The organism is Massilia orientalis, from assembly GCF_030411975.2.
In the GTDB taxonomy this organism is placed as follows: Bacteria; Pseudomonadota; Gammaproteobacteria; order Burkholderiales; family Burkholderiaceae_D; genus Telluria; species Telluria orientalis.
In genome coordinates this window covers 194726-209114 of the sequence record NZ_JASNRB020000005.1, presented here as the reverse complement: position 1 = coordinate 209114, position 14389 = coordinate 194726, and the positions used below count along the sequence as shown (strand labels likewise).

16 protein-coding genes are annotated in these 14389 nt (G+C 67.8%); 11 read left to right on the top strand and 5 right to left on the bottom strand.

Going from position 1 to position 14389, the window contains the following annotated elements:
• Positions 1-9: 9 nt before the first annotated feature.
• Both QPK29_RS09440 and pdxR read right to left on the bottom strand, forming a co-directional pair.
• Positions 10-480: a nuclear transport factor 2 family protein gene (locus tag QPK29_RS09440; protein ID WP_371768725.1), complete on the bottom strand. Its 471-nt coding sequence runs from the start codon at positions 478-480 to the stop codon at positions 10-12.
• 102 nt (positions 481-582) lie between these two features.
• On the bottom strand, positions 583-1956 hold the full coding sequence (pdxR, locus tag QPK29_RS09435) for a MocR-like pyridoxine biosynthesis transcription factor PdxR (RefSeq protein WP_371768724.1): 1374 nt from the start codon (positions 1954-1956) through the stop codon (positions 583-585).
• A 65-nt stretch (positions 1957-2021) separates the two neighbouring features.
• Between pdxR and QPK29_RS09430 the strand changes: the two genes are divergently transcribed.
• Entirely contained in the window at positions 2022-3080 is a 1059-nt protein-coding gene (locus QPK29_RS09430; RefSeq protein WP_371768723.1) for a TlpA family protein disulfide reductase, read from the top strand.
• Positions 3080-4006: a DMT family transporter gene (locus tag QPK29_RS09425; RefSeq protein WP_400189752.1), complete on the top strand. Its 927-nt coding sequence runs from the start codon at positions 3080-3082 to the stop codon at positions 4004-4006. The genes QPK29_RS09430 and QPK29_RS09425 overlap by 1 nt, the downstream gene beginning before the upstream one ends.
• Here the strand turns inward: QPK29_RS09425 and QPK29_RS09420 are convergent.
• On the bottom strand, positions 3939-4556 hold the full coding sequence (locus QPK29_RS09420) for a glutathione S-transferase family protein (protein WP_160409649.1): 618 nt from the start codon (positions 4554-4556) through the stop codon (positions 3939-3941). The genes QPK29_RS09425 and QPK29_RS09420 overlap by 68 nt on opposite strands.
• 85 nt (positions 4557-4641) lie before the next feature.
• Between QPK29_RS09420 and QPK29_RS09415 the strand changes: the two genes are divergently transcribed.
• On the top strand, positions 4642-5466 hold the full coding sequence (locus QPK29_RS09415; protein WP_056327999.1) for an AraC family transcriptional regulator: 825 nt from the start codon (positions 4642-4644) through the stop codon (positions 5464-5466).
• 154 nt (positions 5467-5620) lie between these two features.
• The gene (locus QPK29_RS09410; RefSeq protein ID WP_056327996.1) at positions 5621-5914 is read left to right on the top strand and encodes a hypothetical protein; all 294 of its coding nucleotides are present in this window, start codon (positions 5621-5623) and stop codon (positions 5912-5914) included.
• A 21-nt stretch (positions 5915-5935) separates the two neighbouring features.
• Here QPK29_RS09410 and QPK29_RS09405 read toward each other — a convergent pair whose 3' ends face one another.
• Together QPK29_RS09405 and QPK29_RS09400 are read right to left on the bottom strand one after the other, a co-directional pair.
• Positions 5936-7282, bottom strand: coding sequence for a hemolysin family protein (locus tag QPK29_RS09405; RefSeq protein WP_056122668.1), 1347 nt, complete (start codon positions 7280-7282; stop codon positions 5936-5938).
• Positions 7283-7330: 48 nt separating this feature from the next.
• The gene (locus QPK29_RS09400; protein WP_056122671.1) at positions 7331-8245 is read right to left on the bottom strand and encodes a LysR family transcriptional regulator; all 915 of its coding nucleotides are present in this window, start codon (positions 8243-8245) and stop codon (positions 7331-7333) included.
• Positions 8246-8367: 122 nt separating this feature from the next.
• On the opposite strand from QPK29_RS09400, the gene QPK29_RS09395 reads away from it, so the two are divergent.
• From QPK29_RS09395 to QPK29_RS09365, 7 genes are all read left to right on the top strand, one after another.
• Positions 8368-9438: a DUF475 domain-containing protein gene (locus tag QPK29_RS09395; protein ID WP_056122673.1), complete on the top strand. Its 1071-nt coding sequence runs from the start codon at positions 8368-8370 to the stop codon at positions 9436-9438.
• Positions 9439-9481: 43 nt separating this feature from the next.
• On the top strand, positions 9482-10057 hold the full coding sequence (locus tag QPK29_RS09390; RefSeq protein ID WP_056122676.1) for a TerD family protein: 576 nt from the start codon (positions 9482-9484) through the stop codon (positions 10055-10057).
• Positions 10058-10229: 172 nt separating this feature from the next.
• Positions 10230-10925 (top strand): TIGR00266 family protein, encoded by a 696-nt coding sequence (locus QPK29_RS09385; protein ID WP_056122679.1) that lies wholly within the window; start codon positions 10230-10232, stop codon positions 10923-10925.
• 20 nt (positions 10926-10945) lie between these two features.
• Positions 10946-11527, top strand: coding sequence for a TerD family protein (locus QPK29_RS09380; RefSeq protein ID WP_056122682.1), 582 nt, complete (start codon positions 10946-10948; stop codon positions 11525-11527).
• A gap of 174 nt (positions 11528-11701) precedes the next feature.
• The gene (locus QPK29_RS09375) at positions 11702-12094 is read left to right on the top strand and encodes a GntR family transcriptional regulator (RefSeq protein WP_371768721.1); all 393 of its coding nucleotides are present in this window, start codon (positions 11702-11704) and stop codon (positions 12092-12094) included.
• Positions 12091-12963, top strand: coding sequence for an ABC transporter ATP-binding protein (locus tag QPK29_RS09370; RefSeq protein WP_371768720.1), 873 nt, complete (start codon positions 12091-12093; stop codon positions 12961-12963). Before QPK29_RS09375 ends, QPK29_RS09370 begins: the two co-directional genes overlap by 4 nt.
• Positions 12960-14387 carry a hypothetical protein gene (locus QPK29_RS09365; protein WP_371768719.1) on the top strand — a complete coding sequence of 476 codons (1428 nt, stop codon included), beginning with the start codon at positions 12960-12962 and terminating at the stop codon, positions 14385-14387. Before QPK29_RS09370 ends, QPK29_RS09365 begins: the two co-directional genes overlap by 4 nt.
• Positions 14388-14389: the final 2 nt, after the last annotated feature.

Below are 14389 nucleotides of genomic sequence, written 5' to 3'. Positions count from 1 at the left end.
TAGCCCGCGTCACTGGTGGACGGAATACAGCATCGCGACAATTTTCCAGCCATCGTCGGTGCGCACGAGCTGCCACGTTTCGCTGCCGCGGTTCGTCACCTTGCCGTCGGCGAGGAAGTCGAAATCGAACCACACGGAGGCGACGGTGCCGTTCGTGCGGACGCGCAGGTCGTAGAAGCGTTCCTCGATCGGCCTGGCGCTGTGCGCGACGAATTCGGCGAACGCCTGCCATGTCGACGGCTCCAGGCGCTGCGCGGCCGGATTGCGCGCCTTTGCCGCCGCATACGTCGGTTCGTCCAGCACGGACCACCAGCTGCCGCCTTCCTGCACGAACAGCGAGCCGAGCGTCTTGCCGTCGCGCGCGACGATGGCGGTCTGGAATTGCTGCACGAGCTGGCGGATGGCCGCGTCTTCGGCATTGGCCGCGTGCGCCGGACCGGCGAGGCAGAGGGCGAGGAAGAGAGAAAACAAGGTGCGCATGGCGCCTCCCGATATGGAAAGACACCACGATAGAAGCGTTCGCGCGTGCGGGCCAGCACGCTGCGCCGGACCGTGTGCGCCGTGCGGCGAACCGGTAGCGGCTCAGCGCAGCAGCGCGGCCAGCGCCGCGCACGCGGCCTGCGCGCGCCCGGGCGGCACGTTCGTCACGCCCAGCAGCAGGCCGCCGGGCGCGTCGTCTTTTTGTGCGCGCCACCACGACAGGGCGGATGGCGCGAGACCCACCGTGCGTGCGTGCGCAGCCAGCGCGGCATCGTCGACGCCATCCGCCAGCGGCAGGAGCACGGACAGGCCGGCCTCGGCATGCGCCAGGCCGAGATCGCGCAGGCAGGCGCACAGCGCGGCGCGGCGCTCGGCGTACACGCGCTTCATGCGGCGCAGGTGGCGCAGGTAGTGGCCGTCGCGCAGGAATTCCTCGATGGCGAACTGGATCGCGGGTGCCGGCGCCGCCGCGGCGACGTCGGCCACGTCGGCGACGGCGGGCGCCAGCGCGGGCGGCACGACGAGGAAGGCGACGCGCAACGCCGGGGCGATCGTCTTGCTGAAGGTCCCGATGTGCAGCACGCGGCCGGCATGGTCGCGCGCCGCCAGCGCCGGCGTGGCGCGGGCTTGCAGCTGCAGCTCGCCCAGGTAGTCGTCCTCGACGATCCACGCGTTGCGCGCGGCCGCCCAGTCGAGCAGCGCATGCCGGCGCGCCAGCGACAACGTCATGCCCAGCGGTGCCTGCTGCCCCGGCGTGACGACCGCCAGCGCCGCCTTCGGAGCGGATGCGATGCCCGCCGCCACGTCGAGGCCTTCGGCATCCACGGGCACCGGGACGGGCGTCACGCCGTATTGCGCGAGCACGGCGCGCGCCGACGCATAGCCGGGATCCTCGACCCACGCGCTGCGTCCTTCCAGGCGCAGCGCGCGCAGGGCGAGGCCGAGCGCGGCGGCATGGCCGTTCGCGACGAACACCTGCGACGGGTGACACGCGATACCGCGCGCGATGCCGAGGTAGGCCGCGATGGCGGCGCGCAGCACCGGTTCGCCGCGCGGATCGGGATACCCCAGCGGCTGCGCGGCCGCGGCGCGCGCGGCACGGCCCATGATGCGGGACCACGTCTTGAACGGGAACACGTCCTGGCCCGGCACGCCGACCTGGAACGGGACCGGTGCGGCGAGGCGCGGCGGTGGGGCGGCCGGGCGTTCCGGCGCCGTCCCCGCACGCACCGCCTGCCGCGCGACGCGCGTCCCGGCCGCGCCGGCGGTGACGATGAGCTGCTGGTCGCGCAGGCTGTCGTAGGCGGCGCGCACGGTGCCGCGCGCGACGCCCAGCTGCACGGCCAGGTCGTGCCAGGACGGCAGCCGGGCGCCGGGAGAGAGGCGGCCGTCGTGGATGGCGGCACCGATCGCGGCGGCGATCTGGCCGGCGACGGGCGTGCGCGCGAAGCGGTCGATGTTTATCGAAAGGTCCATGCAGTAAATGGTACAGGGATTCAGGCAATTCTTGCGTCTTTGCCCTGATCCAAGTGGTCACTACGATGAAAGCCTCATCCACCGTCACCATGAAGGATCCCATGACCCTCATCCACTTCATCTCCGCCCTGGCCACCGCGCTGTTCGCCTGCGCGACCTGCGGGGCCGCGGACGACGGCGCCGCCCGCGCCGCGCACGCCGGCCAGCCGCTGATCGGCCAGCCGGCGCCGGCCGCCGTCCTGCGCACGCTCGACGGCGGCACCATCGACCTCGCCACCCGCTACGGCAGGCGGCCCGTCTACCTGAAGTTCTGGGCCACGTGGTGCGCGCCGTGCCTGCAGCAGATGCCGGGCTTCGAACGCATCCACCGGCAGTACGGCAAGCGCATCGACGTCATCGCCGTCAATGCGGGTTTCAGCGACACCGAGGCCGACGTGCGCGCCTACCGCGCCCGCCACGGCCTCACGATGCCGGTCGCGCTCGACGACGGCAGCCTGGGGCGCCGCCTGAACCTGCGCGTGACCCCGCAGCACGTGCTGATCGGCGCCGACGGCCGCATCGCCTACGTAGGCTATCTCGACGATGCGGCCCTGCATGCGGCGCTGGAGCGGGCCGCGCAAGGCCGGGCCGCGCGAGGCCGGGTCGCGGCGGCGCCGGCGCGACCGGTCGCGCTGGCACCGCAAGCGCAGGCGGCGCGCGTGTTCCGGGTCGGCGACAAGGTGGCGGGCCTCGATCTCCCGGCCGGCGCGGCCGGCAAGCCGCGCGGGCTCGTGTTCTTTTCGCCGTGGTGCGAAACGTATCTGCGCGAGACCCGTCCCGCCACCGCACGGGCCTGCCGGCGCGTGCGCGAGGACGCGACGCGCCTGATGAAACGGGGCGGCGTGGACTGGCTTGCCGTCGCCGCGCCGCTGTGGACGTCGACCGCCGAACTGGCGGCCTACGCCAAGGCCCATCCCGGCACGCCGCGGGTGGCGCTCGACCGCGACGGCGCCGCTTTCGCCGCCTTCGGCATCCGCGCGATCCCGAGCGTCGTGCTGGTCGATGCGGAGGGCCGCGTGGCGCGCGTGCTGGGACCGGAAGAACGCGGCCTCGATGCGGCGCTGCGCGCGGTGAGGGGGCAATGATGAAGAAGAGCGATCTCGCCTGCCTGACGGCGCTGGCCGCGCTGTGGGGCGCATCGTATCTGTTCATGCGCGTGTGCGCCGGCGAGTTCGGCGCGATGACCTTGGCCGGTGCCCGCGCCGCCATCGCCGCCGTGTTGCTGTTGCCGCTGCTCGGCGGCGACCGGCGTGCGTTGCGCCGGCACTGGAAACCGGTGTTGCTGGTGGGCCTGACGAATTCCGCGCTGCCGTTCGTGCTGTTCGCGCTGGCGGCGCTGGGCATCAACGCGAGCCTGTCCGCGATCTTCAACGCGGCCACGCCGCTGTACGCGGCCGTCATCGGGCGCGTGTGGCTGGGCGAGGCCATCGGCCGCACGCGTGCCGCCGGGCTGGCGCTCGGCTTTTGCGGCGTGGTGTGGCTCGCCGCGGACAACACCGGCTTCACGCCCGGCGCAGGTGCAATCGCAACCGGATGGGCCGTGCTGGCATGCGTCGCGGCCACGATGCTGTACGCGTTTTCCGCCCACTTCAGCAAGCACTATCTCGCGACCGTGCCGCCGCTGGCCCTCGCCGCCGGCAGCCAGCTGGCCGCCGCGCTCATGCTGGCACCGGCAGCACTGGCCCTGCATCCGGCCACGCTGCCGTCGCCCCGTGCGTGGGGCGCGCTGCTGTGCCTGGGCGCGCTCTGCACGGCGCTCGCGTACGTGCTGTTCTTCCGCCTGATCGCCCGCGTGGGTGCGGCGCGGACGATGGCCGTGCCGTTCCTCGTACCCGCGTTCGGCGTGCTGTGGGGCGTGCTGTTCCTCGGCGAGACTTTTACGACCGCGATGGCGGCCGGCAGCGTCCTGATCGTACTGGGGACGGCGCTGGCGACGGGACTGATCAACCCTGCGCGGCGGCCAGCAGCGCATCCGCTTCCGCGGCCCGGCGCGCGGCCGGACGCGAACTGACGCGGTCGATGTAGGCCATGATCTCGGGCAGTTCCGGCACCAGCTTGAACATCGTGGCCCAGCCGAGCGAGATGCCCCACAGGACGTCGGCGGCGGAGAAGCGTTCGCCCAGCAGGTACGGACCGGCGCGCAGCTGGGCAGTCAGCGTGGCCAGCATCGTGTCGAAGTCGCCGTACGGGCACATCATCGGCGGCGTGGGCTCGCGTTTCATCGCGAGGTCGGTGATCGCCGGCTCGAACGACGAACCGTAGAACGCGAGCCAGCGCAGGTAAGGACCGCGCAGCGGATCGCCCAGCGCGGGCGCGAGACCCGCTTGCGGGAACAGGTCGGCCAGGTAGATGAAGACGGCCGGCTGCTCCGTGACGAGGGCATCGCCGTGGCGGATGGCGGGGACCTTGCCCATCGGGTTGATGGCCAGGTACTCCGGCGCGCGCTGCTCGTTCTTCTTGAGGTTCAGCACGTGCAGGTCGTAGGGGGCGCCGAGTTCTTCGAGCAGGATGCGGGCGGCGCCGGAGCGCGAATTCGGAGCGTGGAACAGGGTCGGGTTCATGGGGTCCTCGGGATGGCGGTGAGCCGACAGATTAGGCTTGCCTGCCGCCGCGGTCTTGGAAAAACGCGAATGCTAGAATGCCCCGATGAGCCATCTCCCCACCGTCACCGACCGCGCCAAGGGCGTCGTCGGGCCGGCCCTCGCCGGCAAGATGTTCCGGCTCGGCCGCTACCTGCCGCCGCCGGACCTGGCGCCGTTCCTCGACCACTACTGGATCGTCGAGTGGGACTTGCAGGGCCGCCCGGCACACACGCAGCGCACCTTGCCTTACCCGTGCGTGCACATCGTGTTCGACCGCGCCCGTACGGGCATCTGGGGCCTGACGACGGGCTCGTTCGATTACACATTGCAGGACGCGGGCAAGGTGTGCGGCCTGCGCTTCCGGGCGGGCGCTTTCCGCGGTCTGCTGGGCCGGCCGCTGCACACGATCACGGACAAGGTGCTGGCGCTGGGCGACGTGTTCCCGTGGGACGCGGCGGCCGTGCAGGATGCGGTGCTGGATACGCTGGACGACGCCGCGATGATCGAGGCGGCGGGGGCGCTGCTGCGAACCGTGCTGCCGGCGCCCGATCCGCAGGTCGACCGGATCGCGGCCATCCTGCGTGCGGTGGAATCGACGCCCGGGCTGACGCAGGTGGAGGAACTGGCGGCGGTCGCGCAGATGGGCGTGCGCAGCCTGCAGCAGCTGTTCAGCGAGTACGTGGGCGTGAGCCCGAAATGGGTGATCCGGCGGTTTCGCCTGCACGAGGCGGCGGATCGCCTGGCGCAGGGAGGCGACGTCGACCTGGCCGCGCTGGCGCAGGGGCTCGGGTATTTCGACCAGGCGCACTTCACGTCGGATTTCCGGCGGCTCGTGGGCAAGTCGCCGGGGCGGTATCGGGAAGAGGCGCGGCAGGCGGGTGGGGTTTGAATTGGGCAACGCAACTGATCGTGCCGTTGACCGCAAGCCCGTCGCTTGGAAGATCGTGCAGCTCATCACGACGTTTGCCGTGCCGTCTTTGCTTGTTGGCGGCCTACGCCTGGCAGCGTACGCTCAACGAGAAACGCCCAGAGGCGACGGGACAATGGGTGAAGTCGTCTTCTCGGTATTCTTCGCGTTGTCCATGTGGTCACTGACGATCATGGTGACTGCGCGCCGTCGCATGGCGGTCGTTCGCTGGATCGGTGGGGCCTATATCGCGCTGCTGATCCTCATCAACCTCGCCGCCCTGTGCTTCCTCATCGATGGCATGAAGGCGGGTAACGCGACGGACGCCGCACTCGCGGCCGGCGCTACCCTGGTCATCGTCGCCGAATGCTGGTGGCTGTATGCGTTTGCCTTCCCGGCGGAAGCCGCGCGCTATGTCGATCCCGCATGAACATGATTGTATCGAACACCGTCAGTCCAGATCATCCTCGTCCGCCCCGCGCTCCAGCTGCGGAATCACTTTCACCAGCAGGATGCGCGGCCCGTTGGTCTTCTTGACCACGACGTCGAACCTGGGAAACTCGATCCGCTGCCCCTGCTTGGGAATATCCCCCAGCTTGGCCATCAACAGCCCGCCGACGGATTCGACTTCATCGAGCCCCATCTCTTCGTTGTTGATGTCGATGCCGAGCACGCGTTCGAGCGAGACGATCGGCAGGCTCGCCTTGCCGATGTAGGTGCCGTCGCCCTGCGGCAGCCAGTCGTTTTCGTTGAGGCGGAACTCGTCGCGGATCTCGCCGACGATGGCGCCCAGCAGGTTGTCCAGCGTGATGAAGCCGACCGGACGCTTGCCTTTCTCTCCGATCAGCGCGAAGTGCGGGGCGCCGCCGCGGAACCGGCGGAACAGCTCGATTGCCGGCGTGCGCGCCGAGATCAGTTCGACGGGACGCAGGTAATCCGTCAGGTCGTCGACGTCCTTGCCCGACTGCTCGGCGAAGAACAGGTCCTTCAGGTGGATCACGCCCAGCACTTCCTCGCCGTCCTCGTCGAAATACGGGTAGCGCGAAAAGCGGTTGCGGCGCATCGTGTCGAGGTTCTGCTCGAGCGAGCGGCTCGCGTACAGCGCGCTCACCTCGTTAATCGGACGCATGAGGTCCGCCACCGTGTGCTGGGCGAACTCCAGCGACTGCGCGAGGATGTGGCGCTCGTCGTGCGTGAAGCGCTCGCCCGGCGTGCCCGTGTTCGTGCGCAGGATCAGCTTGAGTTCGTCGTTCGAGTAATGCGTCTCGTGACCGCCCACGCCCGAGAGGCCCGCCACGCGCAGCACGAGGTTGGCGCTCGCGTTGAGGAGCCAGATGGCCGGGTACATCGCCCAGTAGAAGCCGTACAGCGGCATGGCGCTCCACAGGCCCACCGCTTCCGGCACGCGGATCGCCAGCGACTTCGGCGCCAGCTCGCCCACGACGATGTGCAGGAACGAGATCACGCTGAACGCCACGACGAACGACACGCCGTGGATGATCTGCGGGCTCGTGACGCCGACCAGCGAGAACACGGGTTCCAGCAGGTTCGCGAACGCGGGTTCGCCAACCCAGCCCAGGCCCAGCGACGCGAGCGTGATGCCCAGCTGGCAGGCGGACAGATAAGCGTCGAGCTGGCTGTGGACTTTGTAGAGAATACGTCCGCGCAGGCCGCCGGTCTTGGCGATGGCGCGCACACGGGTCTTGCGCAGGGTGACGATGCCGAATTCGGCCGCCACGAAGAAGCCGTTCAGCGCCACCAGCAGCAGCGCGAGAACGACGAGCAATACGTTTTGCATAGAAGGTATGTTTACTCGAAAGGCAAAAGCCGAGCTGCATTGTAACGGTCAGGCCGCCGGGGGCGTCGCTTTTCGCGATCCCGCCAGGATGGCCTCGACCGCCGGGTGCATGATCTTGCGGTCGCTCGAGATCATGTAGAACTGTTCGCGCACCGTCGGAACAAGCCCGACCCGCACGGCGCCGAACTGCTCGGCGACGTCGTCCGCCAGCGCGGCCGGCGCGAAGAACAGGCCCAGGCCGCGCCGGCCGAATGTGTTGAGCAGCGCGTTGTCTTCGAACTCCCCGACCACGTCCGGCCGCACGTGGTGCTGCACGAACCACTCGTCGATCTTGCCCCGCAGGGCATTATTGCGCGCCGGCAGCAGGAACGGCGCGCCGTTCAGATTCTGTGGAAACGCATCGTCCGCGCCGCCGTAGCGCTGGGCGAGCACGGGCGTGCCCACGACCACCATCTCGCTGTCGAACAGCTGGTGGCTGAACACTTTCAGGGTCGCGCCGGCGCGCACTTCGCGGTCGGTCAGCACGACGTCCAGCTTGTGCAGCGCGAGATCGGCCAGCAGCGCCTCGAACTGGTCTTCGTAGCAGACGATGCGTACGGGGCGGTCCATGCGCGTGACGGCTTCCAGCATGCGGTAGGCCGACAGCTTCGGCAGCGAGTCCGAGATGCCCACCGTGAGGCGCGTGCGGCCGCTGTCGAACTCGTTCAGCGCTTCCTGCATCTGCTCGCCCAGCAAGAAGATCTGGTCGGCATAGCCCAGCGCCAGCCGGCCCGCTTCCGTCAGCACGAGCCGCCGGCCCTGCTGCGCGAACAGCGTCTTGCCCAGCGCTTGCTCCAGCAGCGTCAATTGCGAACTGACCGTCTGCACGGCGAGGCCGAGTCGTTCGGCGGCACGCGTGATGCCGCCTTCGTTGGCCACGACCCAGAAGTAGTACAGGTGGCGGAAATTGATGTCGGATTTCATTATCACGTGAATAACGCAGGTTTTTTCGAAGTGATTCTCTTGTTATCTTCGCTTTTTTGATTGGATCATCGCCTCTACACTGCGCCTTGTCAACAACACATATCCCAAGAAGGGACATAAGAATGAAGCATTTTAGGGTGTCATTCATCGTCACGGCGCTGTGCCTGCTGGGCTCGGCCTGGTGGGGCTACGAGCATGCCGGCGTGGCCGGTGCGCTGACGGCGATGGGTATCGCCGCGATTCTCGCGGTCATGGAAGTCTCGCTGTCGTTCGACAACGCGGTGGTCAACGCCTCCGTACTGAAAACGTGGGACGCGTTCTGGAAAAAGCTGTTCCTGGGCGTCGGCATCATCATCGCCGTGTTCGGCATGCGCCTGCTGTTCCCGCTCGTGATCGTCGCGGTGGCGGCCGACCTGGGCCTGATGGACGTGTGGAACATGGCCTTGCAGGATCCGAAGCAGTACTCGATGCACCTGACGAACCACCACGCGGAAGTGGCGGCATTCGGCGGCATGTTCCTGCTGCTGGTCTTCCTGAACTTCCTGTTCGATGAAGAGAAGGAACACCACTGGCTCGGCCACTTCGAAGCCAAGCTCGGCTCGCTCGGCAAGGTGTCGTCGATCGCCGTGATGATCTCGATCGGTGCGCTGATGGCCAGCCTGTCGCTGGTGCCGGAAGCCCAGAAGATGGTCGTGCTGATCTCGGGCCTGTGGGGCATCCTGATCTACGTCGGCGTGGACGTGCTGTCGAACCTGCTCGAGAAGTCGGAAGAGGGCGGCGGCGACGTCGGCGAGATGGTCAAGCGAGGCGGTATCGGCGGCTTCCTGTACCTGGAAGTGCTGGATGCATCGTTCAGCTTCGACGGCGTGATCGGCGCGTTCGCCATCACCAACGACGTCGTGATCATCATGCTGGGCCTGGCGATCGGTGCGATGTTCGTGCGTTCGCTGACGGTGTACCTGGTGGAAAAGGGCACGCTCGACCAGTTCGTGTACCTGGAGCACGGCGCTCACTATGCGATCGGCATCCTGGCCCTGATCATGCTGGCGAGTATGAAGTTCCACGTGCCGGAACTGGTCACGGGCCTGGCGGGTGTCGCCTTCATCGGTGCCTCGGTATGGTCGTCGATCCGGTATCGCAAGAAGCAGGAAGCGTTGGGTGTGGGCAGCAAAGAGTTCGCCCACGTCGAATGAAGCGTGAAAAAGGCAGTACTTATCAACCTGAAGGAGAATCATCATGGCAATCAGCTTGCAAAAAGGCGGTAACGTCAACCTGTCGAAGGAAGCACCGGGCCTGTCCAGCCTGAAACTGGGCCTCGGCTGGGACGTGCGCGCCACCGATGGCGCCGCGTTCGACCTGGACGGCGTCGCGTTCCTGCTGAACCAGTCGGGCAAGGTCCGCTCGGATGCCGACTTCATCTTCTACAACAACGCCAAGTCGTCCGACGGCTCGGTGACGCACTCGGGCGACAACCGCACCGGCGCCGGCGAGGGCGATGACGAGACCCTCAGCATCGACCTGACGAAGGTCCCTGCCGACGTCGAGCGCATCGTGCTGGCCGTGACGATCCACGAGGGCGATACGCGCCGCCAGAATTTCGGCATGGTCGGCAAGGCGTTCATCCGCTGCATCAACGCGGCCAACGACAGCGAGATCGCCCGCTACGACCTGTCCGAAGACGGTTCGACCGAATCGGCCATGATCTTCGGCGAGGTGTATCGTAACGGCGCGGACTGGAAGTTCCGCGCAGTGGGCCAGGGTTTCAACGGCGGCCTCGGCCCCCTCGCCAAGAACTATGGCGTGAGCGTCTAATTTATTAACCCAACCATTCCAGGAATGGGGTGGTGCTAAAGGGCCTCGTGCAACCGTCGCGAGCGGCAGCAGTGGTGGTCGAGAAGCGCAGCTGTACATGAGTACAGCGAGCATCGCAGACCGCCAATGCAACGCGCAGCAGGTTGCGCGAGGCCCCACCAGAGGAAGCCAAATGCCAGTGTTTACCGTGACCGGGGACGTCGATCCCTTCCTGCATGTGTCGCTGAAGCGCGGAGAGACCATCTACTGCGAATCGGATGCGATGGTCATGATGGAATCGACGCTCGACCTCAAGGGCAAGATGAAGGGGGGCCTGGGCAGCGCGCTGATGCGCACCTTCGCCAACGGCGAGTCGTTCTTCCAGCAGCACATCGAAGCGACCCGCGGCGACGGCGACTGCCTGCTGTCTCCCACGCTGCCGGGCGCCATGCAGGTGGTCGACTGCGGCCCGAACCAGTTCATCATCAGCGACGGCGCATTCGTCGCGGCCAGCTCCGGCGTCGACCTGCGCGTGCGTACCCAGAGTCTCGGCAACGCGCTGTTCGCCCAGAGCGGCGGCTTTTTCGTGACCGAGACCTCGGGCAGCGGACAGGTCGTCGTCTCCGGCTTCGGCTCGATGAACGTGCTCGATGTGGAACCGGGCAAGGACGCGATCATCGATAACTCGCACGTCGTCGCCTGGGACAGCACCCTGCACTACGAGGTCTCGATCACGACCGGCACCAGCGGCGGCTTCCTGGGTAACCTGATCAACAGCCAGACCAGCGGCGAGGGCCTCGTCCTGCGCTTCTCCGGTCGCGGCAAGATTTATGTCTGTTCGCGCAACCGCGCCACGTTCAAGGCGTGGGTGCAGGCGCCCGGACGCTGACAAGCAAAGGAGTAATTCAAATGGCAGTCAATCTGCAGAAGGGCCAGAAGATCTCGCTGGAGAAGGAAGCCGGCGGCGCCCTGTCCCGCGTGACGATGGGCCTCGGCTGGGACGTCGCGAAGTCCGGCGGTTTCTTCGGCTTCGGCGCGAAGAGCCAGGCGGTCGACCTGGACGCCTCCGTCGTGATGTTCGACGAATCGAACCGCCCGGTCGACGTGGTCTGGTTCCGCCAGCTGAAAAGCCGCGACGGCAGCATCACGCACACCGGCGACAACCGCACGGGTGCCGGCGACGGCGACGACGAACAGATCGTCGTCGACCTGCGCACGGTGCCGGAGAGCGTGAGGTCGCTCGTCTTCACCGTCAACAGCTTCACGGGCCAGAATTTTTCGACGGTCCAGAACGCGTTCTGCCGCCTGTTCGATACCAGCAACGGCAAGGAAATCGCGCGCTACGACCTGTCGGTGCAGGGCTCGCACACGGCCCAGATCATGGCCAAGCTGTACCGCCATAACGGCGAGTGGAAGATGCATGCGATCGGCGAGAACGGCACCGGCCGTACCTTCGACGACCTCATGCCGCTGATCGTCCCGCACCTCTGATGTAACGTTTTTTGTCGTCCCTGCGGACCAGTCTCCGTCCGCAGATCCAACGTGGGCGGCTTGGCGCCCACGCCCTTTAACGGCTCCCTCGCGGAGCCGTCTTTTTTTGTAAATATCGCTTGACGACGATACACCGTCGGCGTACTGTATTACTCAATTAATACAGTAGACATCATGCCCGCACACACTGCCAGCCTGTTTTCGATCGCGACCGGCTCGTCCGAACCGATCTACCGCCAGCTCGTCGAGCAGGTGCGCCGCCTGTCCGCGAGCGGCCAGCTCCGCCCCGGCGACGAGATGCCGTCCGTGCGCGAGATCGCGCAGGCGCTGGCGCTCAATCCCATGACCGTCTCCAAGGCCTACAGCCTGCTGGAGATGGAAGGCGTGCTGGCGCGCCGGCGCGGCCTCGGCATGGTGGTCGCCGAGTCCGCATCCACGCAGCCGGCCGACCGCGCCGGCCTGCTCCGTCCCACGCTCGAGCGCGCCGCCGTCGAGGCGCGCCAGCTCGAGCTCGATCCAGAAACCGTCCTGTCCCTGTTCGCAACCATTCTGAAGGAAACAAAATGAGTGCCGCCATCGTTCGCATGTCCTCGGTCAGCAAGTACTTCGGCAGCCAGCGGGTGCTTGCCGATCTCGGCTGGCAAATCGCGCCCGGCCAGGTCGTCGGCCTGCTGGGCCGCAATGGCGCCGGCAAGTCCACGCTGCTCGAATGCATGCTCGGGTTGCGCGAGGCCGACGGCGGCTCGGTGACGCTGTTCGGCGAAGACGTGGCCGGGCTGTCGGACGACGCGCGGGGCCGCATCGGCTATGTCCCGCAGCGCACCGATTTGTTCGACTGGCTGACGCCCGTGCAGATGTTCGACTACTTCCGCGCGATGTACCCGCGCTGGAACACCGGCAAGGTCGACGGCCTGCTGTCGCGCTGGGACTTCGGCCCCGAGCTGCGCAACAAGCCGATCAAGCGCCTGTCCGGCGGCGAGCAGCAGAAACTGGCCATCATCCGCGCGCTGGCGCACGAGCCGGAACTGCTGATCCTCGACGAACCCGTGTCCGCGCTCGATCCGGTCGGCCGGCGCGCCTTCCTGCGCGAGCTCGTCGACCAGGTGATCGAGCGTGGGACGACCGTCGTGTTCTCCACGCACATCCTGTCCGACCTGGAGCGCGTCGCGTTCGACCTCGCGTTCTTGAAAGATGGCCGCATCGCGCTGCAGGGCCAGACGGACGCGCTGCTGGAAGGCGCGCGCCGCGTCGTCGTGCCCGCCGCCACGCTGCCCGGCGCGCCGCTGGCGGGCGAGGTGCGGCGGCGCCAGGAGGGGGCCATGACGAGCGTGATCGTGCAGGCGCCGGGCGACGACGTCGCGCGCCTCGCACGCGAGCCGGGCGTGCGCGTGGAACCGTTGACGCTGGAAGACCTGTTCATCGAGGTGACGCAATGAACGCCGCGCTGCAGGATTTTCGGACGATCTGGCGCGCGGCCGCGGCGCAGCGCGAACCGGGCTCGCTGCGCGGCGTTTACCTGGTGGCCGGCGCTATCGCCTCATGCGGCATCATCGTGGCCGTGCTGGGCAACCTGTCTCCCTTGCAGGCGCTGCGCTTTGCCATCGCCGTCGTCTTCATGGCGCTGGCGTTCATCTGGACTTTCCTCTTCGTGCCCGGTTCCATCCGCCTGAATTCGCCAATGAACGCATGGCTGCTGCCGCGCCAGCGCCGCCGCCTCGTGCAGATGACGGCCGCGTACTTGTGCATCGCCACGCTCGGCATCGCGTACGGCCTCGGCAACTGGGCCGTGCTGCCGATCGTCGCGCTCGGCACGCTGTGCATGGCGTTGATGATGGCGGGGAACAAGTACGTCGTGGTCCTGCTCGTGTTGGGCGGCAACGGACCGTGGCTGGTGCACTTCATGCTGCCGCCCGCGTGGGTCGAACGGATGACGGGCAATGCCGCCTTCTGGGTCATGAGCATCCTGGTCCTGCCCGCCGCGGTGTGGGGCCTGCGCTGGATGTATCCGGCCGGCGGCGACGCCTTCCTGGCGCGGCGCGGCGACCAGATCAGGCGCCTGAACCACTTCGCCTTCCGCAAGGAACAACAACAGCCCATGCCCGACGGTATGGTGTGGCAAGGCAACTTGTCGTTGTACCGCGTCGCGCTGCGTTGCGAGCGCCGGCGCGCCGATCCGGGCACGATGCTGATGCATGCGCTGGGACCGATGGCGCACTGGACTTCCTGGGGCGGCGCCATCGTCGTGGTCGTGGTCGTCAGCGTCATCGTGCACATCGTGCTGGCCGTGCCGCGCGGCGCGGCGGCGCAATCGTTCGCCGGCGTGTTACTGGACGCGGGGCCGGGCATGATGGCGCTCGTCGTCGCATTCAGCACGGCCCAGTATGGCCAGCAGCTGCGCCGCACGCAGGGCGAGCAGGCGTTGCTGCGCCTGACGCCGCTGGCCGGCAACGCCGCGCTGCTGAACCGCCGCCTCGCCACGCGGCTGCTGCGTCAGGCGCTCTCGGTGTGGGTGTTGTTGACGGCAGCCTTGACGGGCGCGTCGTTCGTCCTGGGCACGGGACCGGATGGGCTGCTGCGCCAGCTCGGCCTGTGCAGCCTGGCCGGCCAGGTGGCGATGATGGGGCTGCTGGGCGATTACGCGAGCGTCCGCGGCGGCTGGAACCTGGCGCTGGGCCTGCGCGCCGGCGCGTATGCGCTCGTGCAGGCGCTCGCGGCCGTGGCCCTCGGCAAGCTGACCGGCACGACGGCGTGGCCGTGGCTGATCGAAATCTCGCTGGCCGTCTGCCTCGTGCAATTGCGGCTCGACTGGCGCCGCATGCTCGCCGCGCCGCCGGCCTTTCCCGCCGGCCGGCTGGGTTGATC

Bases quoted from the DNA above. Each gene is read 5' to 3' on its own strand.
- QPK29_RS09365 (WP_371768719.1), top strand. From the start codon at position 12,960: ATGAACGCCGCGCTGCAGGATTTTCGGACGATCTGGCGCGCGGCCGCG.
- QPK29_RS09425 (WP_400189752.1), top strand. From the start codon at position 3,080: ATGAAGAAGAGCGATCTCGCCTGCCTGACGGCGCTGGCCGCGCTGTGG.
- QPK29_RS09395 (WP_056122673.1), top strand. From the start codon at position 8,368: ATGAAGCATTTTAGGGTGTCATTCATCGTCACGGCGCTGTGCCTGCTG.
- QPK29_RS09380 (WP_056122682.1), top strand. From the start codon at position 10,946: ATGGCAGTCAATCTGCAGAAGGGCCAGAAGATCTCGCTGGAGAAGGAA.
- QPK29_RS09385 (WP_056122679.1), top strand. From the start codon at position 10,230: ATGCCAGTGTTTACCGTGACCGGGGACGTCGATCCCTTCCTGCATGTG.
- QPK29_RS09440 (WP_371768725.1), bottom strand. From the start codon at position 480: ATGCGCACCTTGTTTTCTCTCTTCCTCGCCCTCTGCCTCGCCGGTCCG.
- QPK29_RS09370 (WP_371768720.1), top strand. From the start codon at position 12,091: ATGAGTGCCGCCATCGTTCGCATGTCCTCGGTCAGCAAGTACTTCGGC.
- QPK29_RS09405 (WP_056122668.1), bottom strand. From the start codon at position 7,282: ATGCAAAACGTATTGCTCGTCGTTCTCGCGCTGCTGCTGGTGGCGCTG.
- QPK29_RS09400 (WP_056122671.1), bottom strand. From the start codon at position 8,245: ATGAAATCCGACATCAATTTCCGCCACCTGTACTACTTCTGGGTCGTG.
- QPK29_RS09415 (WP_056327999.1), top strand. From the start codon at position 4,642: ATGAGCCATCTCCCCACCGTCACCGACCGCGCCAAGGGCGTCGTCGGG.
- pdxR (WP_371768724.1), bottom strand. From the start codon at position 1,956: ATGGACCTTTCGATAAACATCGACCGCTTCGCGCGCACGCCCGTCGCC.
- QPK29_RS09410 (WP_056327996.1), top strand. From the start codon at position 5,621: ATGGGTGAAGTCGTCTTCTCGGTATTCTTCGCGTTGTCCATGTGGTCA.
- QPK29_RS09390 (WP_056122676.1), top strand. From the start codon at position 9,482: ATGGCAATCAGCTTGCAAAAAGGCGGTAACGTCAACCTGTCGAAGGAA.
- QPK29_RS09375 (WP_371768721.1), top strand. From the start codon at position 11,702: ATGCCCGCACACACTGCCAGCCTGTTTTCGATCGCGACCGGCTCGTCC.
- QPK29_RS09430 (WP_371768723.1), top strand. From the start codon at position 2,022: ATGAAAGCCTCATCCACCGTCACCATGAAGGATCCCATGACCCTCATC.
- QPK29_RS09420 (WP_160409649.1), bottom strand. From the start codon at position 4,556: ATGAACCCGACCCTGTTCCACGCTCCGAATTCGCGCTCCGGCGCCGCC.